This is a genomic window from Pseudorhodoplanes sinuspersici, assembly GCF_002119765.1.
GTDB lineage: Bacteria > Pseudomonadota > Alphaproteobacteria > Rhizobiales > Xanthobacteraceae > Pseudorhodoplanes > Pseudorhodoplanes sinuspersici.
Window position 1 is genome coordinate 3,778,508 of record NZ_CP021112.1, and the last position, 22,107, is coordinate 3,800,614.

Consider the following 22,107-nt stretch of genomic DNA (forward strand, 5'->3'; position numbering starts at 1 on the left):
CGAGAGATGCAATGCCCCCTTGCGGATCACCTGCAGCTTGAGGCACTAGCAGTCATGACGACAACCGATATGGGCGAGATGCGGGATCCCGGCAGCCTGGACCGGTCACAGCGCGGCGGCTCCATCGGGCTTGTGATCGTGATCGCCATTGCGCTTGTGGGCGCAGCGGTCGGATTGTTGCAGGTCGGACGCGGCAATACCTCTCTGTATATCCTTATCCTGCTGGCGATTCTCGGCACCGTCGGGGTGTTTTCGCTGTTCGCGCTGGCGGCCGGCATCCTGCGCTTTGCCGGGCAGGACAGCGGCAACCCGATGATCCGCGGGTTGGTGGATGGCGCATTCGACGGCATCCTCGTCACCGATTCCAGCGGTCGCGTCGTTTATGCCAACGCGGCCTATCTGAACCTGATTGGGGCTGCCAGCGCCAAGGATGCCCGGCCGATCGAGCGCGTGTTCATCGGCGACCCGGATGTCTCCGAAGCCGTCTATCGCCTTTTGAAAGCAGCCCGCGAAGGACGGCGTCTGCAGGAAGAAGTCCGTGTCGGCGGCTTGAAGGACGAGCCGGCACGCTGGCTTCGCCTGCGGGTGCGGCCGGGCGACGCGGGACGCAACGCACGGACGACGGTGTGGACCGTTGCCGATGTCACCCGCGATCGCGAAAAGCAGGAAAATGTCTTCCAGGAACTGCAGCACGCGATCGATTATCTCGATCACGCGCCGGCCGGCTTCTTCTCGGCCGATGCTGCCGGCAATATCGTCTATCTGAATGCAACACTCGCAAGCTGGCTCGATCAGGATCTGGCGGAAGTCGGCTCCGGCGGTTTGAAACTGACGGATGTCGTTTCGGGTGAGGGTGCTTCGCTGCTGGCGATCCCGCCGGAGCCAGGCGATGTGAAGACCGAAATTCTCGATCTCGACTTCAAGACGCGGAGCGGGCTTTCCGTTCCGGTCCGTCTTTTCCATAAGGTAGCGTTCGGCGCCGACGGCGTGCCGGGACCGTCGCGCACGCTTGTGCTCAATCGGGCGCGCGGCGAGCAGCAGGATGCACAGCGCGCCGCCGAAGTGCGCTTCATGCGCTTCTTCAACAATACGCCGATGGCGATTGCGACGGTCGATCGATCCGGTCGCATCATGCGATCCAATGCGTTGTTTGCGCGGCTGTTCAAGGGAGCTGCGGCAGAAGGTCCGGCACGCAGTATTCTCTCGACCGTCGCCGAACGCGATCGCAGCACGCTGGAACACGCGATCGCCAAGGCGAGCGAGGGGCAGGGCGACATTGCGCCGGTCGAGGCCGCGCTGTCCGATAGCAGCGACAAATTCGCGACCTTCTTCCTGACTGCGATCGACGATGACGGCGAGCGCGATTCAGAAACAGCCATCATTTACGCGCTTGATACGACCGAGCGTCGCGCGCTGGAAGGCCAGATCAAGCAGCAGCAGAAGATGGATACTGTCGGTCAGCTGGCTGGCGGCATCGCGCACGATTTCAACAACGTTCTCTCCGCCATCATGATGGCGACGGATTTCCTTCTCTCGGCGCACAAGCCGACCGATCCGTCCTTCTCGGACATCATGCAGATCAAGCAGAATGCGAACCGCGCCGCATCGCTGGTCCGCCAATTGCTTGCGTTCTCGCGCCGTCAGACCTTGCGGCCGCAGGTGCTCGACCTTGGCGAAGTCTTGTCCGATCTCGGCATGCTGCTGAAGCGCCTGATCGGCGAGAAGGTGAAGCTCGATGTCGTGCATACGCGCGACCTGTGGCCAGTGAAGGCTGACCTGTCGCAATTCGAACAGGTGGTGGTGAATCTGGTCGTCAATGCGCGCGACGCGATGCCCGATGGCGGCAAGCTGACGATCCGCACCGCGAACATGTCTGCGGCCGATATTCCGTCGGCGGCCTATAAAGGCATGCCGTCCGGCGATTACGTGCTGGTCGAAGTGACCGATTCCGGCACCGGCATGTCGGCCGAAGTGCTGACGCAGATCTTCGAGCCGTTCTTCTCCACCAAAGAAGTCGGCAAGGGTACGGGTCTTGGCCTCTCGACGGTCTATGGCATCGTCAAGCAGACCGGCGGCTTCATCTATCCGGAATCGGAGGTGGGCAAGGGAACAGTCTTCCGTATTTTCCTGCCGCGACATATCCCCGAAAAGGAAGAGATCAAGCCGGCCGATGCACCGGCGATCGCAGCGCTCACATCAGCCGAGAAGCTTGCACAGGCCGCGCAGCCCGATCTCACCGGTCATGGCACGGTGTTGCTGGTCGAGGACGAAGAAGGCTTACGTGCACTCAACGCCCGCGGGCTCGCCTCGCGCGGCTATACGGTGCTGACGGCCTCCAACGGCGTCGAGGCGCTGGAAGAGCTGGAGCGCAATGAGGGCAAAGTCGATCTCGTGGTGTCCGACGTGGTGATGCCGGAGATGGATGGTCCGACGTTGCTGAAGGAAATGCGCAAGACCAATCCGGACCTGAAGATGATTTTTGTATCCGGTTACGCCGAAGAGGCGTTCGAGAAGAATCTTCCGCAGGGGCCGGATCGTCAGTTCAAGTTCCTGGCCAAGCCGTTCACGCTGAAGCAGCTCGTGGAAGTGGTGAAAGAGACGTTGGCGAAGTGAACAGTCGGGCGGGTTAGCCGAAGGCGTAACCCGCCATACAGAATCACCAGCCGTTATAAGCCGGACCCCAGCGGCCGGCACGGCGGCAGACGAAGCCGATGTAATCGCCCGGCCAGGGATGCACACTGGTGATGATCGCGTACTTCTTGTAGCGCATGCAATGCGCGCCGGCGAGGTGCAGCGCATATTCGTCGGCGCCCGGCTGCCAGGGAATCATGCCGCCGGTGTCATTGCCCTTCACGCCCGACCCGAACCAGAGGAAGACGCCGAGCATCGTGGCCGTAAGAGCGCGGATGTGAGGCCGGTTCAGTCGCAGCGGCATGGGCAACCCCTTCAATCCAGCCGGTCGAATCCGGCCGGCACATCATGCACAGTATTATGTCAGGTGTTCCGTCGCGGTCCAGTGGCGGTCAGTCAGCATGCGGCACTGATGCACCTAAACTTCGGTCCCGCCAGCCCCTATATGTCGCGCCGAATAGCCGTCCTGGGAGGACCGAAATGCCGGGTAAAATGCAAATTCGCTTGATCTTGTGCGGCCTTGCGGCTGCAGCCATGCTGGTTCTGGCGGTTGCGGATGCCGATGCCGCGCGCCGCGGTGGCGGCTTTGGCAGCCGTGGCAGCCGCACCTATGCGCCGCCGCCGGTCACGCAGACGGCACCGAATACCGCAGCTCCGATCAACCGATCGATTACCCAGCCGCAGGCACCGAATGCTGCTGCCACCGCAGGTCAAGTTGGCGCGGCGCGGGGCGGCTTCTTCAATCGTCCGGGCTTCATGGGCGGTCTGATGGGCGGCCTTCTCGGTGCGGGCCTGTTCGGCCTGTTGTTCGGCAGTGGCCTTTTCGGCGGCCTGTCGGGTTTCGCCGGTTTTCTGGGGCTTCTGATCCAGATCGTTCTGGTGGTGATCGTCGCGCGCCTGCTTTGGTCCTGGTGGCAGCGCCGCAATGCGCCGGGCTATGCCACGGCGGCCGGTCCGTCGATGCGCAATGCCGGTCCGCAGGACAATAATTCTCATGAGCGTCAATCGATGTCGCAGCCGGCTTACGGCGGTGGCGGCGCGCCGATGATGGGCGGTGGCGACACCATCGAGATCGGCGAAGCCGACTTCAACACGTTCGAGCAAAAGCTGTCCGAAGTGCAGGCGGCTTACAGCGCCGAAGATATCGGCAAGCTGCGTCAGCTCGCGACGCCGGAAGTCGTCAGCTATTTCGCCGAGGAACTGACCGACAATGCCAGCCGCGGCGTGGTCAACACCGTCAGCGACGTGAAGCTGCTGCAGGGCGATCTCGCCGAAGCCTGGCGCGAAGGCGACAAGGAATACGCAACGGTGGCGATGCGCTATTCGTCGATCGACTACACCGCCGAGCGCCAGTCCGGCAATATTGTCGAAGGCGACAAAGAGCCGTTCGAGCGCACCGAAATCTGGACGTTCGTGCGTTCGCGCGGCGGCGAGTGGCTGTTGTCGGCCGTGCAGGAGGCGTAAAGCCAACCGCGTCACGCAAATTTTTGAGAAGCCCGGCGGCAACCCGCCGGGCTTTTTCTGGGCTGGTAGTACGATCCGCGTTGCGGCTTTATTGCGGCGGCGAGCCAAATCCCGCCCGCTCGGCGACATGAAATCGGCGGATGCCAATGCTGCATTCGTTCCGGGGGCTTTCGCGCCTTCGGAGGGGAGATGCGCGCCGCTGCGATCTTGTTGTCTGCTATTATCTTTGTCTCGCACGATGCAGGTTTTGCCGCGACGCCCCGCGTCGCCGACTTCTCTTCATCCGATAACGTGCTGACCTGGATCAACGGCTATCGTCACAGGCCCGAGCCCGATCGTCTGCCGGCGGCGATCCAGGCCATGAGCCGCTATGGCGCGCTGCGCGATCCGGAAGGCTCGGGCGTCTATGTCGGCTTCATCTCCGGCGTGATCGGCGCCAACCCTGATCGCGCGAGCGCGCTGATCGAAGGCGCTTTTCCCATCAACACGGAAGATCATTGGGCCATCGTGCGCGCCATTGCCCATTCCGGTTTGCCGAACTGGAAACAGGTGTTGTCCGAACAGTCACCGCATATGCCGACGCGCGCGGTGATGATCGCGAAATATTTCGATGGCTCATTGCCGACGATCACGGCAACGGTCCCGCAGCCGCCGCTTTCGGCGAGCGACAAGATCAAGCAATTCTTCTCGCGCGAGAAGCCAAAAGGACCTGAAGTCGACTGGGCGCTCGACGCCTCACCGGAAGTGTTGGACATGCTATGGGGCAAGTATTTTGCGACCGGCGATTACGGACCGATCCTGCGTATCGTCGGCATGCTGCCATGGTCAAAGGAGCGCGACAGTGTCGACAAGCTCACGCTGGGCGTGATGGCGAAATTTACCCTCGCCACGAATTCTGCGCGCAATCCGGAATTGCTGGCACTCTTGAAGCGCTCCGCGCGTCATCAGCCGAAGGAGACGGCGGAGATCCTGAAAACGATCATCGATGCAGCCGACACGATGCAATTGACGGCGCTCCGCAAGGAAGCGGTTGGTGCGATCGAGGATCTGAAACGCAAAGGGCCGGGCAGCAAGCGCGATGTCGCGACCGCCGGCAAGATCGGCGAAGGCGCGATTGCGCTGGGCTGTCTCGGTGCGGCCGTGACCGGGCAGGTTGCGCTTGGCTTGCCCTGCGTGGTCGGTGGGGCGGTAACGTCGGCGGTGTTGAAGGGGTGGACGGGGCAGTAAGTGGAAATTGGAAGGCAATATTGAATGCGGGACGTGGAGCGCTTTTTCGTCATCACTGGCGGTCCCGGTTCTGGAAAGACCACACTGGTCGAGGCGCTGGCGGCAGCCGGCTTCGCGCGCACGGCCGAAGCGGGGCGGGCCGTCATTCAGGAGCAGCTTGCGAATGGTGGCGGGGCGCTGCCGTGGAAGGATCGGGCTGCTTTCGCCGAGAAGATGCTGGAGCGGGATATCCAATCCTACAAAGCGACCATAGCGCAGACCGGGCCGGTGTTCTTCGATCGTGGCATTCCCGATGTGGTCGGCTATCTGCGCTTGTGTGGCTTGCCGGTGCCGGTGCATCTGATGAAAGCCGCGACGGACTTTCGTTATCATCGCCGCGTGTTCATCGCGCCGCCCTGGCGCGAGATTTACGCGCAAGATGCCGAAAGGAAGCAGGACTTCGACGAAGCGCAGCGGACGTATGATGCGATGGTAGAGATTTATAGCAAGCTTGATTATGAGCTTGTGATACTGCCGCGTATGAACGTTGAGGAGAGGGTGAGGTTTGTTGTTGATGCCATTGCTCGCCAAGGGCATCGGCAGCATTAATTGTTCGCTCGTCCCCGCGAAAGCGGAAATTCAGTCTTCTTTTTTAAATTCCAGGTCCCCGCTTTCGCGGGGACGAACGGGGGATTAATGAGCGGGCTATCCAAGAGTATGCTGCAAATGGCTGCAAGCGGTCAGCGATCCGTTTTGGTCGTGTCGGTGCTTTGCCGCCGCCCGAAGACAGGCGTGCCTTCATAGCGGTCATCGACCCGCCGCGCCGCGTCGCGGATCTCGGTCCAGGCGCGGGTCGCGAGATCGTCGTCCTGCTTGGATTGTGTGACCGACGCCGGCGTCAACAGCCGTGTTGGCGGGGGCATGACGTCGAGCGGTGCGCGCAAGGGTGCCAGCTGCACAACTTCGGCAACATGCGGTTCAGCGCGTTTTTGCGCAGGGCGCAACGCCGGTGCGATCGCTCCAATCTGCGCCTTGATGGCTGCGATCTCCTGTTCGGCCGCGCTCAGCGCGGCGTTCTTGCCGGCGATCTCACGTTTGGCGTTTCGCAGTTCGGTGCGTGCGGATTGCTCGCGCGTCTCGGTTTCTTTCAACGCAGCGTCGACGGCTCCCAGTTCCTGCTTTAATCGCGCGATGAGCTGCGTCTTTCTGGCCAGATCAGTGGCATGCGCGGCGGTCTTGTCGCGCAATTGCGCAAGGCTCATTTCAAGCTTGGTGGTTGCGGCGGCAAAGCCGGCGCGGATGCTGTCTTTCTCCGCGCGCATCTCCTGAATCGACAGCGGCAGTTCATCATATTTTTTGCGCGTCAGCCGAACGGCGCGGTGATGCACCGCCGGCATCACCATCAAGGCCATCAGCCACGCAGCCAGAAAGCCGACGAGGCCGACCATGACATAATCCAGAGGAATGGAGCCGCCCATCAGTCCACCCGTACGCTACCACCGCCCATTGCGTGACATGACAGCGTGCCTGCTTCAAGAGCGGCTGTCCATTAACCTGAATAGGGGATCGGATTCCGGGGTTGATCTTCAGAGCAACAGCCCTGAATGCGGAGGTCTGACATGCGCAATGGCTTGATATCGATCGCGGCTTTTGCCGCAGCCATCATCTTACCGACACTTCCCGCTGCGGCGCAGCAAACCGACATGACATTCTTCGTCACGAGCAACGGTCTCGGCAAGGGTGGCGACCTGGGCGGTCTTGACGGAGCCGACAAGCATTGCCAATCGCTGGCACAGGCTGCCGGCGCTGGTGGGAAGACTTGGCGGGCTTACCTTTCGACGCAAGGTGCGGGCGCTGTGAATGCGCGTGATCGCATCGGCAAGGGCCCGTGGCAGAATGCCAAAGGCGTTGTGATCGCCAAGGATGTCGCGGAGCTTCACAACAACAATAACATCAACAAGCAGACCGCGCTCACCGAGAAGGGCGAGGTGGTCAATGGCCGCGGCGACCAGCCGAACCGTCATGATATCCTCACCGGCTCGGAGCCTGATGGCGTCGCATTTACCGGCAGCAACGACCGAACCTGCGGCAACTGGACGAAAAGCGGGGACGGCTCGGCGATGGTCGGCCACCACGATCGCATGGGTTTCGACGAACAACCGCCGGCGAAATCCTGGAATTCGTCGCATTCGTCACGTGGCCCGGGAGGAGGGTGTTCGCAGGCCGATTTGCGCAGCACCGGCGGTGACGGTCTGCTCTATTGCTTTGCGGCGAACTGATTGTCCAATTCGCGCTGCGGTGCTTTATAGCACCACAGCCCCGCACCCGACCGACGCGTGCGGCGGCTTATTCGCTGGAACGGGGGCCGTATGCGTTACGAACTCTATTACTGGCCGCAGATCCAGGGGCGCGGCGAATATGTCCGTCTGGCACTGGAGGAAGCGGGCGCCGACTATATTGATGTTGCGCGCAAGCCGCGCGGCGAAGACAAGATGCTGCATCTGATGCAATCGCGGGCGGTGAAGACGCCATCGTTCGCTCCGCCCTTTCTCAAGGCCGGCAAGCTGCTCATCGGCCAGACGCCCAACATCCTTCTGTATCTTGGCAAGCATTGCGGACTGGCGCCGAAGACCGAAGCGGGACGGTTATGGGTGCATCAGTTGCAACTGACGATTGCCGATTTCGTTGTCGAGATTCACGACACGCATCATCCGATCGGTTCGGGCCTTTACTACGAGGAGCAAAAGCCCGAAGCGGAGCGCCGGGCCGACGATTTCCGGGCTCATCGGGCGCCTAAATTTCTCGGCTATTTCGAGCGTGTGATCAAGGCGAGCGGCGGGCCTTATTTGACAGGCCGCCGCGTCACCTATGCGGACTTGTCTTTGTTCCAGATCGTTGCCGGTCTGAACTATTCCTTTCCGCGGATGATGAAGCGGCAAGCGAGGAAATATCCACATATCCGCAGTCTGCATGATCGTGTGGCCGCGCGTCCGCGCATCGCCGCCTACCTCAAGAGCGAACGGCGCATTCCTTTCAACGAGATGGGTATTTTCCGCTTCTATGACGAGCTGGATGGATAGGATCGCATCCCACCCATCCCACATCTCCAAAATTCGTATCGCCGCGTGAACCTGACGCGGGTCCACCGCAACCAATTCTGGCACATTCCTTAAAGGGGACCTTCATGACCAATCTGATCGCGCGGCTCGCCGCAGCCAGTCTCATTTCCGGAGCTCTCATGCTTGCCGCTCAGCCTGCTTTTGCCGACACGCTGTTCAAGATCGTGACCGTCAAGGACGAAATCATCGTCGGTTTGAACGATACCGAACTTTCCGATTTTGGCGGCGACGCCGGCGGTATCGCCAAGGCGATCGCGTCCAAGGGCTCCCTGACACTCTGGCAATATGCGGTGCGCCAGGCAAAGGATGGCGAGCGCCAGATGGCGCCGCTGCAGAAGGTCGGCGTATTGGCCGCGTCCTCGCTGCGGGTTGAGCCCTACAAGCAGCCATTCAAAGTGCTTCCGCACGAGTGAGCGGCGACTGGCGGACTAAACGTCGTTCGCATCCCGTTCGGCAATCGCTTCGATCCGCATCAGGTCGCGGATGGCGACCTTTTGCGATCGAGGGCAAAGGGCACGACGAGTCCGCCTGTCGTTCGAGCTGCGGTCTGCCGCATCATAATCGGCGCGCCGTGACAAAAAACAAATTCGGCCTCCGCATCACGGAGGCCGAATGTCGCGTTCCTCGGTCTCAGATCAGTGCGACAGGGAATTGGCGGATTTCGCCGGGTCGTGATCCTTGAAGACGTCGTGGTTCTCGGGTCCTTCCACCACCAGCACGCCGGCGAGTCCTTTTCGACGCGGCTCAGGGCGTGATCGACCAGCATGTATTTGCCGGGGACTTCGAGCTTGAACTCGACCACTGCGGCGCCGTCGGGAGGAACAGTGGTGGTCTGCACGCGCCGGCTGGGCGCGCAACGGCGTGTTGGCGCGTGCCTCGGCGGGGCCAGCGCGTGGGCAAGGCGCCGTCCTTGACACCCAAGGGGTGCTTCAACATTGTTCCCCCATAAAACAAACAAGACTAAGGGAAACGCCGTGAAGCTGATCAGTTTTCGCTGGAAGGACCGTGACCGTGTCGGGTTCGCCATTAGTGGCGACCGCTTCGCCGATCTTGGCGAGATTGCGCAAGCGATGGGTCGCCCGCCATATGCCGACATGATTGCGCTGATCGAAGCGGGGGACGAAGGGCTTGCCTTTCTGCGCGAGGCACAGACCTTCATGCTCGAGCGGCCGGGTCGTGTGAACGCCATCGATGCAAAAGCCATCGTCTTCCATCCGCCGGTGCGGCGTCCGTCGAAGATCTGCGGTGTCGCGCTGAACAATTCCGCCAGCAACGACCGCAAGATCAGCGCGCCCGATCATCCGCTGTTCTTTCTGAAGCCTGCGTCCTCGCTTGTCGGTCATGGCCAGCCGATCGAGGTCTATGACTATTATGGCTCCGTCCATCCCGAGCCGGAATTGGCCGTCATCATCGGCAAACACTGCCGGCATGTGCAGGCGAAAGACGCGCTTGATGTCGTCTATGGTTATTCGATCATGAACGACATGACCGGCAATTTCATGCGGGCGCAGGACATGGTGCATTACTATGCGCTGTATCCCTCGAAAGACGATCCGAATGTCGTCGAACGGCGCGAACAGCATCTGTCCTACACCGCACGCTACAAGGGCTCGGACACCTTTGGCCCCTTCGGTCCTTATCTCGTGACGAAGGACGACATCCCCGATCCGCATGCGCTCGATGTCCTATGCTGGCACAAGGACGAGCTGATCGCCGAAGATTCGACGCGCTATTACACCTATTCGGTGCCGGACGTGATCGCCTATATCACCCGATATCATTCGCTGTGGCCCGGCGACGTGATCTCCATGGGCACGGCGTTTCGGCCAGGCAAGGCCGGACGGCGCAGCCTTCATACCGCCAACATCACCGCCTTTGGTGGGCCGGTCAGCGTGTCCATCACCGGGCTCGGCACGCTGGTCAATCCGGTGAAGCGGATGGACGACGTGGAGGCCCAGGCTGCCGAATGATTGCCGCCGAGGAACGACATGAGTGTGAACGCGCAAGCCTGGCCTGCCTTGCCTTACACGGACTGGAAGGATAGCTGCGCAACGTTGCACTTGTGGACGCAGGTCGTCGGCAAGATCCGCCTCGTGCAAACCCCTTGGGTCAATCACTCCTGGCATGTGCCGCTCTATGTCACAGCGCGCGGCCTGACCACATCGCCTGTTCCCTACAAGAGCAGCGCCTTCCAGATCGATTTTGACTTTGTCGATCATGTGCTGTGGCTGCGCACGAGCGAAGGTCATTATCGTCAGATCATGCTGATGCCGATGACGGTTGCCGACTTTTACGGCAACGTCCTGGTCGATCTGAAGCTGCTCGGCATCGAAGTGGCGATCGATACCATGCCGAACGAAATTCCCGATGCCATTCCGTTCCCGCAAGACACGGCCCACTATGCCTACGATCCGCAGGCGGCGAATGCCTTCTGGCGCATCCTTCTGTCGACGCATCTTGTGATGTCGCATTTCCGCACATCGTTTCTCGGCAAGGTCAGTCCGGTGCATTTCTTTTGGGGCAGCTTCGATCTCGCAGTGACGCGGTTTTCCGGACGCAAAGCGCCGCCGCATCCGGGCGGGGTGCCGAATTTGCCGGACGCGGTGGCGCGGGAGGCCTATTCGCATGAGGTCTCGAGCGCCGGTTTCTGGCCGGGCGGAGGCGGCATGATCGAAGAGCCGGCTTTTTATTCCTATGCATACCCCGCGCCGGACGGGTTTTCGGAGGCGAAGGTGCGTCCCGCCGCGGCCTATTTCCACAAGACGCTGGGCGAATTCATTCTGCCCTACGAGGCCGTCCGCACGGCGAGTAATCCCGAACAGACGCTGATGGATTTTCTGCAGTCGACCTATGACGCCGCGGCCGATCTCGGAACATGGGACCGTAACGCGCTGGAATGCGCGCCTGGTATGCCGCGTCGTCCACGGCCCGTGTAAGGGCCTTTGCAGACGCCCGCCAATTGCCTAGAACGGCGCACAGGCAATTTGCAAAGTTATATTCAAATCCATGCTGGACTGGCTGCACGACCTTCCGACCTGGCTTGGCGCTTTGGTGATCGCTGCCGCTTTCGTCGTTCCGACAATGGTCGGCTCGTATTTTCTCCAGCCCTCGATTGCCCGCCTGTTTCGCGGCGAACGGGATATCAACACCATACTCGGCTTCCTCCTGAACGCGTTCGCGCTCTATTTCGGCGTCTTGCTGGCGCTGCTGTCGATCGCCGTATTCGAGAACCATAACAGGGCCGAGGACGCCGTCGTGCGCGAGGCGGTCAGCATCATCAAGCTGTATCGCGATCTGAACGGCTATCCCGAGCCGGTGCGCACGCAGCTTTCCAATACCCTGAATGAATATGTGGATGAGGCCATCGGCCCCGGCTGGGTGCTGCAGCAACGCGGCGAACCCAATCCGAAGGAAACAGCCATCATGTTCAAGTTTCATCGCACGGTGGCAGACTTCAAGCCCACGGATACCGGTTCCAGCATCCATCACGCCGAGATGTTGCGGGCGCTGAACGATTTCATCGAGGCGCGGCGGTTGCGGATTTCGGCCGGCGGCGAGTCGATCCCGAAGATCATGTGGTTCATCGTCCTGGTCGGTGCGGTGATGAACGTGTTCGTGATCTGGATGTTTGACCTGCGCCCGTTCACCCATGCCATCGTCGGCGGGACGTTGTCGTTGTTCATCGGTCTTGTGATTTATATGGTTGCAGTGCTGGACGCACCGTTCAAGGGCACCTACGGCCTCAAACCCGAGGCGATTATCGCCATTCACGGTCGCGCCGGGATGGATCACCAACAGTAAATTCCATTCTTGGCCTGCACCTTGTTGGATTGAAATCTTGTTGGCTGAAATCTCTTGGCGCGGCTGGCTGCGACCAGGCCTGGCTCGCAGTTTTGATCGCCTCATGCGCGCTGTTTGAAAGAGCGCGCATGAGCGAGGCCTTCGGCAGCAGCGTCAGTCGCACACCCAGACCTGGCGCCAGCGCAGGCCATAGGGCGTGGCGACGCGCTGCAATTCGTAGCATTCGTCGTCGCCGTAATAGGACGAGTAGTAGGGCGCGCCGTAGGCATACGCACCGATGAATGGGGCGCCATAAAAGGCGTAGCCATAGCCGCGTCCGCGCCGGTGATAGCGACCGCGATGCCAGTTGCGTCCGCCACCGGCCCACCTGTTGCCATCCCAGTTGCGTCCACCATCGGCGATACGCGGGCCGCCGCCGCCACGATTGATCGTCACACGTCCGCCGCGCATGCCATCGCCGCTGCGGAATGCCGGACCACCGCCGCGGAATCCGTCGCCGCCGCCACGGATGGCCATGCCGCCGCCGCGCATACCTCCACCGCCGCCGGCGCGCATGCCACCGCCGAAGCCGCCGCCTCCACCGCCACCCATGCTCATGCCACCACCGCCTCGGCCGCCTCCGCCTCCACCGCCGCCTCGGCCGCCATCGCCTTTCTGCGCGAAGGCGGGCGCTGCCGCGAAGGCCAGTGCGCCAGCAAGGGCGATGGCTGTGATTGTCTGTTTGAACATTGCGCTTCTCCTGACCCAATACGCCCCTATCGCTCTAACGCCGTCACGAGCGTTTCGGCGCAGACGAAAGCAACATTTTCGTACGATCAAAATACGGGCGGGCGCGGGTGACGGTAAGGCGGAACCATGGCCGCGATCCACCATCAGGTGGCCGCGCGGCCATGATCATCATTGCCGTCAGTAGCACACATTCTCACGCTGCCACCGCAGGCCTTGGGGCGTCCGGACGCGGACCAGCCGGTAGCATCCATCGTCGTAATAGCCGTAAGGCACGTCATAAAAGCTGTCGTAGTACGGGTAGCCGTAAAAGGCGAAATTCCGGCGGCCGCGGAAATGGGCATGCCCGCGACGTCCGTTATGGGCATGTCCGGCGTTGCTGCGCTGCGGACTGGCGTGTCCGCCGAGTGCAGCGACATGACCGCCGGTCCCATGGGCTGCACCGAAGGCCGAGCGTGCCGTGTCGGACGGCGCGCCTGTAAAGCCGGCACCACCCAGTCGCATTCCGGTGCCGCCATTGTGGAGGCCACCTAAGCTGGCGCCGCCAAATCCGCTGTGGCCCAGGCCACCGGTATGCAAGCCACCGCCGAGGCCACCACCGTGGAAGCCGCCGCCGAGGTCGCCACCATGGAAGCCGCCGCCGAAATCTCCGCCACCGTGGAAGCCACCGCCAAAGCCGCCACCATGAAAGCCGCCGCCGCCACCGAACCCGCCGCCGCCATGGCCGCCACCACCGCCACGCGCGAGGGCGGGGCCTGCAGCGAGTGCCAGCGCACTGGCAAGGGCAATGACCGTGATCGTTTGCTTGAACATTTGCGCTTCTCCTAATGCGATGCGCCCCCTGCGTTGATGCCGATGTGCCTTTCGCACAGGGCGCCAACCCGACAATTGAGTTATTGAATGCCGCGTGTCATTTCAGCGGCGCGCGGAAACGCAAGCGCAAGAGCGGACAAAGGAAGGCAATCGTCGCGCACAACATCGCCGCGCGGCCCCGTCAGGAGAGCCGTGCAGCGATCGAATTTAATTTCCGTAATAGCAGACATTCACAGGCCGCCACCGCCATCCATGATGCCGTGTCAGAACACGGACGAGCCGGTAACATCCGTCGTCATAGGCGTATGTATTGTAGATCCCGCTATAGAACGGGTCGCCGAAATAGGCGAAGACGGCGCCGCCATAGCCATGGTGATGATGTTTGTGACCGTTGCCATGATGATGGTGATGGCCCTGTCCGCCGTTTCCATGGCCGTGTCCGCCATGACCGCGCGCAAGAACAGGGCCGGTGCCAAGATGCGGTGCGCCGAATGCGGGATGTCCGACGGTCACCGGCGCGCCACGCTTGACGCCAGCGAAAGCCGATCCATGCAGGTCAATCTCCATCATGCGGGATGAGCGAAAAGCGGGCACGCCTGTGCACCCCTGTTCTTTGCGGCGCGGAACGGCATATCGCGGGCGATCGATGTCGCGGCGTCGGCCGGCGCATCATTGTGGTGCGTGTCTTTATCAAGAAGACGCAAAAGACTCCGCAACGCGCAGGACACGAGGCGGTGGGATGGACCGAGCTCATCCCGCGTCCACGGGATTGGTCAGTGATGTTTGCATTCGCTGCGTGAGAGCATGTCAGATCGATCAATTACGTCGAAAAGTTTCAGCGTAACGCGCTTCGCGCATGACCAAAAATTTAGATGCAACAATACGATCACATCTTATCTCAGGGTCGCATCTCAGATTTTGCATTCTCGAGGAGGCAATCGATGAACCACGTATCCGACACAGGCACGATCGCAGCCCATCAGGGCACGTCAAACGCGGCCGCGCACGGGCATATCCATCACGACATCTTCATCACGCTGAAAGACAAGAATCCCGACGCCGTTCAGAAGCAACTCGACCTTGGAAAGAAATATCTGGCCAATCATCCTGGAGAGCTGTCGTTCTTCGCGACGGCGCTGGCGCACGACCTGACGCGTCACAAGCAGGTCGCCTATCTCTTCAATGACGACGGCTTCGACGTGGCCTTTCACATGGTGTTTGCCAATCGGGAGGCGCATGACGCGTATCAGGTGTCCGATGCGCACGTGAAACACTTTATCCCGCAGAGCAATCCCAACTGGGTGAAGATCCGCGTCTTCGATTCGGTCGAGCGCTGAGCGGTCTTGGCGCGTTACGGCCTGTTGTTCGGCCGCTTCTCGTCAAAACGTGACGAGAACGCAATCACCGCGACGATAAACACCAGCAGCAGAAGCGCGACCGACAATTGCACGATGCCGAAATTCGGCGCGTCCTTGGCGACAAGCCAGCCGGCGATGATGCCAGCCGGAATCATGATCAGCCGAATGAGCCAGCCAAACACGGTGTAGTCCTTTCGCGGCTTCGATTTAGTGGCCGCGATCTTAGCGGGGCGATGCGCTTATCGGCAATCGGATCAAGTCCGATATTCCGCAGGGCTTGATTGCAGATTGTAATGAATCCCGGATTTTGCGGAATTATCCGCTCGTCCCCGCGAAGGCGGGGGCCCAGAGCGTTTAACGCGTGCTCGTTTGTGGTTTTCTGGATTTCCGCCTCCGCGGGAATGAGCGGCGAGTGGTGAGGGCGCGACGTCTCGCAGGCAGTTCGTCTGGCTGTTGCGTGCGATGCCGTGTTACCGCGCGGCGATCTTCCGCAGCCAGTCGGCGAGCAGCGCCTTCTCATAAACGAACGGATCGCCGGAAAAGCGCGCCGACGGGTTCATCAGGTAATTCATGTCGGTCAGCGTCTCGCGGCCGGATTGCGGCTTGCCGCCGCCGGTCAATTGATAGCGCAGCGTGATGCGTGGCGGCGTGATGTCTTTCAGGATGCGGACATTGGCGGCGTTGCCGAGCAGCGGGTTGTAGATGCCGGCGCGTTGGAAATCGAGGATCTCGATCCGCAAGCTTGCGCCCGGCTTCAACAACGATTGTGCCGCGCGCACGATATAGCCGGTCAGTTCGCTGACCGCGGCGGCGCGCTCGCGCGGCGTGAAGCGATAGCGGAAATCGTCGTCGTTGAAGCGTTCGGGATGAACGAAGGTGACCTTGACGGCGGCGGGTGCCGCCATTGCGGGCGACGGTGCCGCGATGGCGCATGCAGCGGCGATCACGATCGCGGCAGCGAAGGTCCGGCACAGCATGATCACGCGAGGTCTCCGATGGATGGGGCGGGGAGGGCGGCAAAGAACACAATTGTCCTCCGTCCAGATAGGGGATGTTCGATCTGCGCCAAAGGGTAATCGGCGATGCAGCGGCGTTCTTTGCATTCCTTTGGAAATTCTCTAAAACGCGCGACGAAGCCGTCGAGGCAGCCAAATCGCGAGTGTTTTCAATGAACGCCCCTGTCACCCCGCCGATCCCCGCCTACAAGCACACCCCGCTGTTCCCGCTCGGCAAGGACAAGACGCCGTATCGCAAGCTCGATGTGCCGGGCGTGCGGGTGGAAAAGGTGCTGGGCAAGGACGTGCTGGTGGTGCCGGCGGAGGCGCTGAAAGTGCTGGCCGAGGCGGCGTATTCCGATATCAACCATTATCTGCGGCCAGGCCATCTGCAGCAGCTTCGCAACATCCTCGAAGACTCAGAGGCCAGCGACAACGACAAGTTCGTTGCGTTTGATTTTTTGAAGAATGCCAATATCGCCGCCGGCGGAACGCTGCCGATGTGCCAGGACACCGGCACCTGCATCATCATGGGCAAGCGCGGGCGCAATGTGTGGGTGGAGGGTGACGACGAAGCCGCGCTCGCGGAAGGCGCGCGCGATTCATACCTGAAGAAGAACCTGCGCTATTCGCAGCTCGCGCCGCTCTCGATGTTCGAGGAAAAGAATACCAAGTCGAACATGCCGGCGCAGGTCGAGCTCTATGCGGACGGCGACGACGAATACAAGTTCCTGTTCATCGCCAAGGGCGGCGGCTCGGCCAACAAGACGTTCCTGTTCCAGGCGACGCCCTCGATCCTGACGCGCGACCGCATGCTGGCCTTCCTGAAAGAGAAGGTGCTGACGCTCGGCACCGCGGCGTGCCCGCCGTATCATCTGGCGATCGTGATCGGCGGCACCTCGGCAGAGCTGAACCTGAAGACGGTGAAGCTCGCCTCCTGTCGTTACTATGACACGCTGCCGACGCAAGGGTCGGAGGACGGTCACGCCTTCCGCGACCTCGAGATGGAGCAGGAAGTGCTGAAGATGACGCAGTCGCTCGGCGTCGGCGCGCAGTTCGGCGGCAAGTATTTCTGTCACGACGTGCGGGTGATCCGGCTGCCGCGGCATGGCGCGTCATTGCCGATCGGTCTTGGCGTATCGTGCTCGGCTGATCGTCAGGCGATGGGCAAGATCACCAAGGACGGCGTGTTCCTGGAAGAGCTGGAGCACAATCCGGCGAAATATCTACCGGACATCGATGAATCCACGCTCGGCGGCGAGGTGGTGCAGATCAACCTCAACCAGCCGATGGACGCGATCCGCAAGACGCTGTCGCAATATCCGACCAAGACACGCCTCTCGCTCACCGGCACCATGATCGTGGCGCGCGACCTTGCCCACGGCAAGCTGCGCGAGCGGCTGGAGCAGGGCAAGGGCCTGCCGGATTATTTCAAGAACCATCCGATCTATTATGCCGGTCCCGCCAAGACGCCGGCCGGTTACGCCTCCGGCGCGTTCGGCCCGACCACGGCGGGGCGGATGGACAGCTATATCGACCAGTTCCAGGACGCCGGCGGCTCGCTGGTGATGGTGGCCAAGGGCAATCGCTCGCCGGCGGTGCGCGAAGCCTGCAAGAAATACGGCGGCTTCTATCTCGGTTCGATCGGCGGGGCGGCCGCCAACCTTGCCGAACATTGCATCAAGAAGGTCGAGACCATCGAATACCACGAGCTCGGCATGGAAGCGATCTGGCGCATCGAGGTGGAGAATTTCCCGGCCTTCATCATCATCGACGACAAGGGCAACGACTTTTTCAAGGAGTTGAATTTGGGGTGATGAGCATCCATTGCTCCGCTCATTCCCGCGAAAGCGGGAATCCAGAGCCACACAACGAGAGTTTTCGTTTCGCCCTGGGTCCCCGCCTTCGCGGGGACGAGTGGAGTGGATGTATAAGCCCTGTGGGCTTAACCATCCCGCCAATTGAAATTTTATTGCAATCGGCATAATGCTGAGGCGGAAGGCCCTTCATCCGATTCTGTCATCAGCGGATTTATCGTTCCGGACCATGGCTAAAGCATTCCGTCGCCCCTATCGCGTCGGCCGATCCCGTACCGGGCTTGGCGGCTTCGCAACCCGCGAAATCCAGAAGAACGAACTGATCGATACCTATCGCGGTCAGATGATCGACAGCAAAACCGCTGACGAGCGCGACAATCGTTATATGTTCGAGGTCAATTCGCGCTGGACCATCGACGGCTCCAACCGCCGCAACCTCGCGCGCTATTTCAATCATTCCTGCCGCCCGAATGCCGAAAGCGACGTCAAGGGCCACACGGTCATCATCAAGGCCCGCAAGAAGATTCAACCCGGCGAAGAGATCGTCTACGATTACGGCAAGGATTACTTCGATATCTTCCTGAAGCCGGTCGGCTGCAAGTGCGACAAGTGCCTGGAAAAGCGCGCCGCCGAGCGCGCCGAAAAAAGGGCCGCCGCGGCTGGCAAGAAGCCGACGGTGAAGCGCGGCAAGGTCGCCGGTGCGAAGAAGGCCGCGCCGAAGAAGACGAAGGCCGTCGGCGCGAAGAAAAAGAAGACCACGAAGAAGCGGAAGTAGTTGTCGGTCGTCCCCGTGAAAGCGGGGACCCATACGCCGAGACCTTTCGATGATCGTTCGCTGGGCGTTACAATCATACACCGCTGTGGTTATGGGGCCCCGCTTTCGCGGGGACGACCAATACTCATTCGCGCTCAGCACATCGCCCCGGTATTGGCCTGCGGCGTTCGCGGACATCATTGAACCGGCCGCGGCCGAATGCGCTGGACTCCGCCACAAGCGCAAGGCCCCCCGATAGCCATGCAAGCCCGGTACCTGCCGCCCGCAGATGCGCAGGATTAAAGCTCTGTAGCGCCTGTCCCTGTTCGGTTTATGCTCCCCGGCAGGGCCGGTAAGTGCGCCGGGAATTCCGAAGGAGCCTTTGATGTCCCCTCGACCTGCTTTGGCTGTTCTTGCATTTGCCGCTCTTGCCGCCACACTGGCTGTTTCGCTTGCCACCCCCGCCGCCGCCCAGATGAAATCCGAAATCCCGCCGCTGCCGGATATCCAGTTCGCCGAGATCCCGGCCGCCTCACGCGCCGAATATCAAGGCGACCGCTTCAGCTATATGGAGGCCGGCCGGGCCGATGCGCCGGTGGTGCTGCTGTTGCACGGCGTCGGCGCCAATTCCATGCATTGGCGTTACCAGCTCGCCGGCCTGTCCGACCGCTACCGCGTGATCGCCTGGAACGCGCCAGGCTACATGCTGTCCGACGCTTTCATGAAGGAAACACCGGACTGCAAGGATTACGCGGAAGCCATTGCCGATTTTCTCGCCGCGCTGAAGATCGAGCGCGCCTATGTGGTCGGCAATTCGTTCGGCAGCCGGGTCGCGCAATGCTTTGCGATTTACTATCCGGATCGCGTGCTCCGGCTGGCGATGACCGGCACCGGTGTCGGTCCGAAAGATATGCCGGAGGAGCAGAAGGCGAAGATCATCGCCACGCGCGAGGCGCAGGTCGCCAAGGGCATCTATGGTTTCGGTGCGCGTGTCACCGCCCTGCTGGGTCCCAATCCATCGCCGGAACTGGTGACGGAAGTGCAGCGCGTGCTGCGCGCGACGCAGCCGCGCGGTTTCATGCACGGCGTCAAGCTCGGTATGGCCAACGGCTATAGCCCGGAGGAGGTCGGCGCCAAGGCGACGATGCCGGTGCTGATGATTCAGGGCCGCACCGACAAGGTCAATCCCGGCGACGTGAATGCCGCTGTGCTGATCAAGCATCTGAAGAACGGCAAACTCGAATGGCTGGAGAATTATGGCCATCTGCCGGAAGTCGAAGCGCCGGACACCGTCAACAAGATGCTGCGCGACTTTTTCGGATGAGGATCGTTCGATTGATGTTGGCCCAATGCAGAGCCATTGCCGTCTTCGCAGTCTTGTCGATTGCGGGGCACGCGGCGGCTGCGCAAGACCTTTATCCGTCGCGGCCGATCACCATGATCGTGCCGTTCGCGGCCGGCGGTTCGACCGATGTGATCGCCCGTGTGGTCGCCGAGGCGATGCGCGATGTGCTGGAGCAACCGATCGTCATCGAGAATCGTGGCGGTGCGGGCGGCTCGATCGGCACGGCCGCGATCGCACAGGCCGCGCCCGACGGCTATACCATCGGCATGGGCACGGCATCGACGCTGGCGATCAATCCGGCCGCCTACAAAAGCCTGCCTTATAACATCGTCCGCGATCTCAAACCGGTCGGGCTGATTGCATCGGTGCCGAACGTGATCACGGTCAATCCGTCCGTTCGCGCGAAGTCGGTGGCCGAGCTTGTCGCACTTGCGAAATTGCAACCCGGCAAAATGACGTATGGGTCGGCCGGCAACGGCTCGGTCAGCCATCTGATGGGCGAGCAATTCAAGGTGGCGACCGGCACCGACATTGTGCATGTGCCGTATCGCGGTGTCGGCCCGGCTTTGAACGACGCCGTGGCCGGGCAGATCTTCATCCTGTTCGACAATCTGCCGACCTCGCTGCCGCTCATTCAGGCCGACAAACTGCGGGCGCTGGCGGTGTCGTCTCCGACGCGGCTCGAGGATTTGCCCGACATTCCGACCTTTGCGGAACTGAACCTGGACGGCCTCGACTGGATGGCGTTTTTCGGCATCGTCGCGCCGGCCAGGACACCGCAATCGATCATCGAGCGTCTCAATGCGGCCTTGGCGCAGGCGCTGACCAGCACGCAGGTTGCCGAGATCCTGGCGAAGCAGCATGCCTTTCCGCAGCCGGGGCCACCGGGCGAATTCGCCGCGCTGATCGACCGCGAATTCACGCGCATGAAGCGTGCGGTGACGGCGGCGAAGATCGAGGTGCCGTAGCTTGTCGGGCTTCAACACATTCTCCGCTCATTCCCGCGAATGCGGGAATCCAGCCTTGTGTTCTTGAAGATGAAAGGCTGGGTTCCCGCTTTCGCGGGGACGAACGGTGGATGACTATAGCGCGCTGTTATTGCAGCGCCTTCGCTTCGATCTTCTTGTCGGCGAAATATTTCAGCGCGCCGGGGTGATACGGGATGTCGTATGTCTTGTAGAGGCCGGCGGCCGAGAACTCGCGCAAGGCCGGCTGCACCGAGACGAGATCGGCCTTGTTGGCGTCCATGGCCTCGATCATCTTGTAGACCACGTCATCCTTCACCTTGGCGCTGGTGAACAACATGTTGTCCCAGGTGTAGACGCCCATCGGCTTGTCGACGCCGATGAAGAAGGGCCCGGGCGTGGCCTGGCTGAGATAGCCGGGCGCGAAGATCTTGCGCGCGGCCGGCATCCCTGATTCCGGAATTTCGACGACGCGGATGCCGCCGACCGTCACATCGGTTTCGCGGACCTTCGGCGCGCCGAACGCAAAGAAGAATGTATCGGACGAGCCGGCGGTGAAATCGTCGGCGCCGCGGATCACGTTCGGCACCAGCACGGGATTGATGTCTTTTTCAGTCAGGCCACCGGTGGCGAGCATCGCCCGCGAGATCGGATCGAGCGTGCGCTGCGCCGAAAAGCCCCAGACCACTTTCTTGCCCTTGAGGTCGGCCATCGATTTGACCGGACTGTCCTTGCGCACGAAGAAGGCGGCGCGCAGCGGATGGATCGCGCCGATCAGCCGCAGGTCACCCGGCTTCTTGCCGTCGCCGGTCGCGGCCAGCACCTCGGCGAGATTGGCGATGCCAAGCTCTGCCTCATTGCGGGCCACCAGCGGGATCAGAACCGATTCACCCGCGGTCGGCTGCACCAGCACGTTGAGGCCGGCCTTTTCCTTCAGCACCTTGGCGATGGCAGAGCCGGTCGTGTGGTTGAGTGTGCCGGGCTGCATGGTGGCGAGCCCGAAGGTCTGGGCCGTGGCAGGCGTAATTATGGCAGGCGCCGTCACCAGCGTCGCGGCCAGAAGCGCGGCCGCGACCGTAGAAAGTCGTGTCATTGTCTTCCTCCCTTTTATCG

The 22,107-nt window shown here is 61.5% G+C and carries 23 protein-coding genes; 15 read left to right on the top strand and 8 right to left on the bottom strand.

The genetic code is table 11. The features are described from left to right. The first annotated feature begins 54 nt into the window (after positions 1 to 54). Complete coding sequence (gene cckA, locus CAK95_RS18305; protein ID WP_086089215.1) at positions 55 to 2,613, top strand: cell cycle histidine kinase CckA; 2,559 nt, start codon at positions 55 to 57, stop codon at positions 2,611 to 2,613. 43 nt (positions 2,614 to 2,656) lie between these two features. Here the strand turns inward: cckA and CAK95_RS18310 are convergent, their stop codons facing one another. Then, positions 2,657 to 2,935 (bottom strand): hypothetical protein, encoded by a 279-nt coding sequence (locus tag CAK95_RS18310; protein WP_086089216.1) that lies wholly within the window; start codon positions 2,933 to 2,935, stop codon positions 2,657 to 2,659. A 176-nt stretch (positions 2,936 to 3,111) separates the two neighbouring features. On the opposite strand from CAK95_RS18310, the gene CAK95_RS18315 reads away from it, so the two are divergent. The 3 genes from CAK95_RS18315 (at position 3,112) to CAK95_RS18325 (ending at position 5,910) form a co-directional block, all read left to right on the top strand. After that, on the top strand, positions 3,112 to 4,095 hold the full coding sequence (locus tag CAK95_RS18315) for a TIM44-like domain-containing protein (protein ID WP_086089217.1): 984 nt from the start codon (positions 3,112 to 3,114) through the stop codon (positions 4,093 to 4,095). A gap of 189 nt (positions 4,096 to 4,284) precedes the next feature. After that, the gene (locus CAK95_RS18320; protein ID WP_086089218.1) at positions 4,285 to 5,322 is read left to right on the top strand and encodes a hypothetical protein; all 1,038 of its coding nucleotides are present in this window, start codon (positions 4,285 to 4,287) and stop codon (positions 5,320 to 5,322) included. Positions 5,323 to 5,346: 24 nt separating this feature from the next. Then, the gene (locus tag CAK95_RS18325; protein WP_086089219.1) at positions 5,347 to 5,910 is read left to right on the top strand and encodes an AAA family ATPase; all 564 of its coding nucleotides are present in this window, start codon (positions 5,347 to 5,349) and stop codon (positions 5,908 to 5,910) included. A 131-nt stretch (positions 5,911 to 6,041) separates the two neighbouring features. On the opposite strand, the gene CAK95_RS18330 is transcribed toward CAK95_RS18325, so the two are convergent. Continuing rightward, positions 6,042 to 6,779, bottom strand: a complete 738-nt coding sequence (locus tag CAK95_RS18330) for a hypothetical protein (protein WP_086089220.1) — start codon at positions 6,777 to 6,779, stop codon at positions 6,042 to 6,044. Positions 6,780 to 6,920: 141 nt separating this feature from the next. Here CAK95_RS18330 and CAK95_RS18335 point away from each other — a divergent pair, with 141 nt between their 5' ends. The 6 genes from CAK95_RS18335 to CAK95_RS18365 all read left to right on the top strand — a co-directional run bounded on the left by CAK95_RS18335 (position 6,921) and on the right by CAK95_RS18365 (position 12,221). Beyond that, the gene (locus CAK95_RS18335) at positions 6,921 to 7,580 is read left to right on the top strand and encodes a lectin (protein ID WP_086089221.1); all 660 of its coding nucleotides are present in this window, start codon (positions 6,921 to 6,923) and stop codon (positions 7,578 to 7,580) included. 90 nt (positions 7,581 to 7,670) lie between these two features. Further along, positions 7,671 to 8,381 (top strand): glutathione S-transferase, encoded by a 711-nt coding sequence (locus CAK95_RS18340; protein ID WP_086089222.1) that lies wholly within the window; start codon positions 7,671 to 7,673, stop codon positions 8,379 to 8,381. A 104-nt stretch (positions 8,382 to 8,485) separates the two neighbouring features. Beyond that, a complete protein-coding gene (locus CAK95_RS18345; RefSeq protein ID WP_198343736.1) occupies positions 8,486 to 8,833 on the top strand; it encodes a hypothetical protein in 348 nt (115 codons plus the stop codon). A gap of 561 nt (positions 8,834 to 9,394) precedes the next feature. Further along, positions 9,395 to 10,390, top strand: coding sequence for a fumarylacetoacetate hydrolase family protein (locus tag CAK95_RS18355; RefSeq protein WP_086089223.1), 996 nt, complete (start codon positions 9,395 to 9,397; stop codon positions 10,388 to 10,390). An 18-nt stretch (positions 10,391 to 10,408) separates the two neighbouring features. Next, positions 10,409 to 11,356 carry a DUF5996 family protein gene (locus tag CAK95_RS18360; protein ID WP_086089224.1) on the top strand — a complete coding sequence of 316 codons (948 nt, stop codon included), beginning with the start codon at positions 10,409 to 10,411 and terminating at the stop codon, positions 11,354 to 11,356. A 70-nt stretch (positions 11,357 to 11,426) separates the two neighbouring features. After that, positions 11,427 to 12,221, top strand: coding sequence for a bestrophin-like domain (locus CAK95_RS18365; protein WP_086089225.1), 795 nt, complete (start codon positions 11,427 to 11,429; stop codon positions 12,219 to 12,221). 153 nt (positions 12,222 to 12,374) lie between these two features. On the opposite strand, the gene CAK95_RS29300 is transcribed toward CAK95_RS18365, so the two are convergent. The 3 genes from CAK95_RS29300 to CAK95_RS18390 all read right to left on the bottom strand — a co-directional run bounded on the left by CAK95_RS29300 (position 12,375) and on the right by CAK95_RS18390 (position 14,330). Then, entirely contained in the window at positions 12,375 to 12,950 is a 576-nt protein-coding gene (locus CAK95_RS29300; RefSeq protein WP_157699670.1) for a hypothetical protein, read from the bottom strand. 177 nt (positions 12,951 to 13,127) lie between these two features. Continuing rightward, the gene (locus tag CAK95_RS29305) at positions 13,128 to 13,760 is read right to left on the bottom strand and encodes a hypothetical protein (RefSeq protein ID WP_157699671.1); all 633 of its coding nucleotides are present in this window, start codon (positions 13,758 to 13,760) and stop codon (positions 13,128 to 13,130) included. A gap of 207 nt (positions 13,761 to 13,967) precedes the next feature. Continuing rightward, positions 13,968 to 14,330 (bottom strand): hypothetical protein, encoded by a 363-nt coding sequence (locus CAK95_RS18390; RefSeq protein WP_086089229.1) that lies wholly within the window; start codon positions 14,328 to 14,330, stop codon positions 13,968 to 13,970. 371 nt (positions 14,331 to 14,701) lie between these two features. Here CAK95_RS18390 and CAK95_RS18400 point away from each other — a divergent pair, with 371 nt between their 5' ends. Next, entirely contained in the window at positions 14,702 to 15,097 is a 396-nt protein-coding gene (locus CAK95_RS18400) for a Dabb family protein (RefSeq protein ID WP_157699672.1), read from the top strand. Between the two features lie 14 nt (positions 15,098 to 15,111). Here CAK95_RS18400 and CAK95_RS18405 read toward each other — a convergent pair whose 3' ends face one another. Continuing rightward, positions 15,112 to 15,300 (bottom strand): hypothetical protein, encoded by a 189-nt coding sequence (locus CAK95_RS18405; protein WP_086089232.1) that lies wholly within the window; start codon positions 15,298 to 15,300, stop codon positions 15,112 to 15,114. Positions 15,301 to 15,588: 288 nt separating this feature from the next. Next, the gene (locus CAK95_RS18410) at positions 15,589 to 16,095 is read right to left on the bottom strand and encodes a DUF3016 domain-containing protein (RefSeq protein ID WP_245303875.1); all 507 of its coding nucleotides are present in this window, start codon (positions 16,093 to 16,095) and stop codon (positions 15,589 to 15,591) included. Positions 16,096 to 16,286: 191 nt separating this feature from the next. Between CAK95_RS18410 and CAK95_RS18415 the strand changes: the two genes are divergently transcribed. The 4 genes from CAK95_RS18415 (at position 16,287) to CAK95_RS18430 (ending at position 20,997) form a co-directional block, all read left to right on the top strand. Then, positions 16,287 to 17,930, top strand: a complete 1,644-nt coding sequence (locus CAK95_RS18415) for a fumarate hydratase (RefSeq protein ID WP_086089234.1) — start codon at positions 16,287 to 16,289, stop codon at positions 17,928 to 17,930. Positions 17,931 to 18,159: 229 nt separating this feature from the next. Next, a complete protein-coding gene (locus CAK95_RS18420; protein WP_086091504.1) occupies positions 18,160 to 18,705 on the top strand; it encodes an SET domain-containing protein in 546 nt (181 codons plus the stop codon). Positions 18,706 to 19,069: 364 nt separating this feature from the next. Then, positions 19,070 to 20,008 (top strand): alpha/beta fold hydrolase, encoded by a 939-nt coding sequence (locus CAK95_RS18425; RefSeq protein ID WP_086089235.1) that lies wholly within the window; start codon positions 19,070 to 19,072, stop codon positions 20,006 to 20,008. A 14-nt stretch (positions 20,009 to 20,022) separates the two neighbouring features. Continuing rightward, the gene (locus CAK95_RS18430) at positions 20,023 to 20,997 is read left to right on the top strand and encodes a Bug family tripartite tricarboxylate transporter substrate binding protein (protein WP_198343737.1); all 975 of its coding nucleotides are present in this window, start codon (positions 20,023 to 20,025) and stop codon (positions 20,995 to 20,997) included. A 127-nt stretch (positions 20,998 to 21,124) separates the two neighbouring features. Here CAK95_RS18430 and CAK95_RS18435 read toward each other — a convergent pair whose 3' ends face one another. Next, positions 21,125 to 22,087, bottom strand: coding sequence for a TAXI family TRAP transporter solute-binding subunit (locus CAK95_RS18435; protein ID WP_086089236.1), 963 nt, complete (start codon positions 22,085 to 22,087; stop codon positions 21,125 to 21,127). Positions 22,088 to 22,107: the final 20 nt, after the last annotated feature.

Coding starts and splice junctions, on each gene's coding strand:
- CAK95_RS18410 (WP_245303875.1), bottom strand. CDS start 16,095: ATGCTGTGCCGGACCTTCGCTGCCGCGATCGTGATCGCCGCTGCATGC.
- CAK95_RS18310 (WP_086089216.1), bottom strand. CDS start 2,935: ATGCCGCTGCGACTGAACCGGCCTCACATCCGCGCTCTTACGGCCACG.
- CAK95_RS18365 (WP_086089225.1), top strand. CDS start 11,427: ATGCTGGACTGGCTGCACGACCTTCCGACCTGGCTTGGCGCTTTGGTG.
- CAK95_RS18330 (WP_086089220.1), bottom strand. CDS start 6,779: ATGGGCGGCTCCATTCCTCTGGATTATGTCATGGTCGGCCTCGTCGGC.
- CAK95_RS18430 (WP_198343737.1), top strand. CDS start 20,023: ATGTTGGCCCAATGCAGAGCCATTGCCGTCTTCGCAGTCTTGTCGATT.
- CAK95_RS18335 (WP_086089221.1), top strand. CDS start 6,921: ATGCGCAATGGCTTGATATCGATCGCGGCTTTTGCCGCAGCCATCATC.
- CAK95_RS18360 (WP_086089224.1), top strand. CDS start 10,409: ATGAGTGTGAACGCGCAAGCCTGGCCTGCCTTGCCTTACACGGACTGG.
- CAK95_RS18420 (WP_086091504.1), top strand. CDS start 18,160: ATGGCTAAAGCATTCCGTCGCCCCTATCGCGTCGGCCGATCCCGTACC.
- CAK95_RS18315 (WP_086089217.1), top strand. CDS start 3,112: ATGCCGGGTAAAATGCAAATTCGCTTGATCTTGTGCGGCCTTGCGGCT.
- CAK95_RS29305 (WP_157699671.1), bottom strand. CDS start 13,760: ATGTTCAAGCAAACGATCACGGTCATTGCCCTTGCCAGTGCGCTGGCA.
- cckA (WP_086089215.1), top strand. CDS start 55: ATGACGACAACCGATATGGGCGAGATGCGGGATCCCGGCAGCCTGGAC.
- CAK95_RS18325 (WP_086089219.1), top strand. CDS start 5,347: ATGCGGGACGTGGAGCGCTTTTTCGTCATCACTGGCGGTCCCGGTTCT.
- CAK95_RS18340 (WP_086089222.1), top strand. CDS start 7,671: ATGCGTTACGAACTCTATTACTGGCCGCAGATCCAGGGGCGCGGCGAA.
- CAK95_RS18425 (WP_086089235.1), top strand. CDS start 19,070: ATGTCCCCTCGACCTGCTTTGGCTGTTCTTGCATTTGCCGCTCTTGCC.
- CAK95_RS18415 (WP_086089234.1), top strand. CDS start 16,287: ATGAACGCCCCTGTCACCCCGCCGATCCCCGCCTACAAGCACACCCCG.
- CAK95_RS18400 (WP_157699672.1), top strand. CDS start 14,702: ATGAACCACGTATCCGACACAGGCACGATCGCAGCCCATCAGGGCACG.
- CAK95_RS29300 (WP_157699670.1), bottom strand. CDS start 12,950: ATGTTCAAACAGACAATCACAGCCATCGCCCTTGCTGGCGCACTGGCC.
- CAK95_RS18435 (WP_086089236.1), bottom strand. CDS start 22,087: ATGACACGACTTTCTACGGTCGCGGCCGCGCTTCTGGCCGCGACGCTG.
- CAK95_RS18390 (WP_086089229.1), bottom strand. CDS start 14,330: ATGATGGAGATTGACCTGCATGGATCGGCTTTCGCTGGCGTCAAGCGT.
- CAK95_RS18345 (WP_198343736.1), top strand. CDS start 8,486: ATGACCAATCTGATCGCGCGGCTCGCCGCAGCCAGTCTCATTTCCGGA.
- CAK95_RS18320 (WP_086089218.1), top strand. CDS start 4,285: ATGCGCGCCGCTGCGATCTTGTTGTCTGCTATTATCTTTGTCTCGCAC.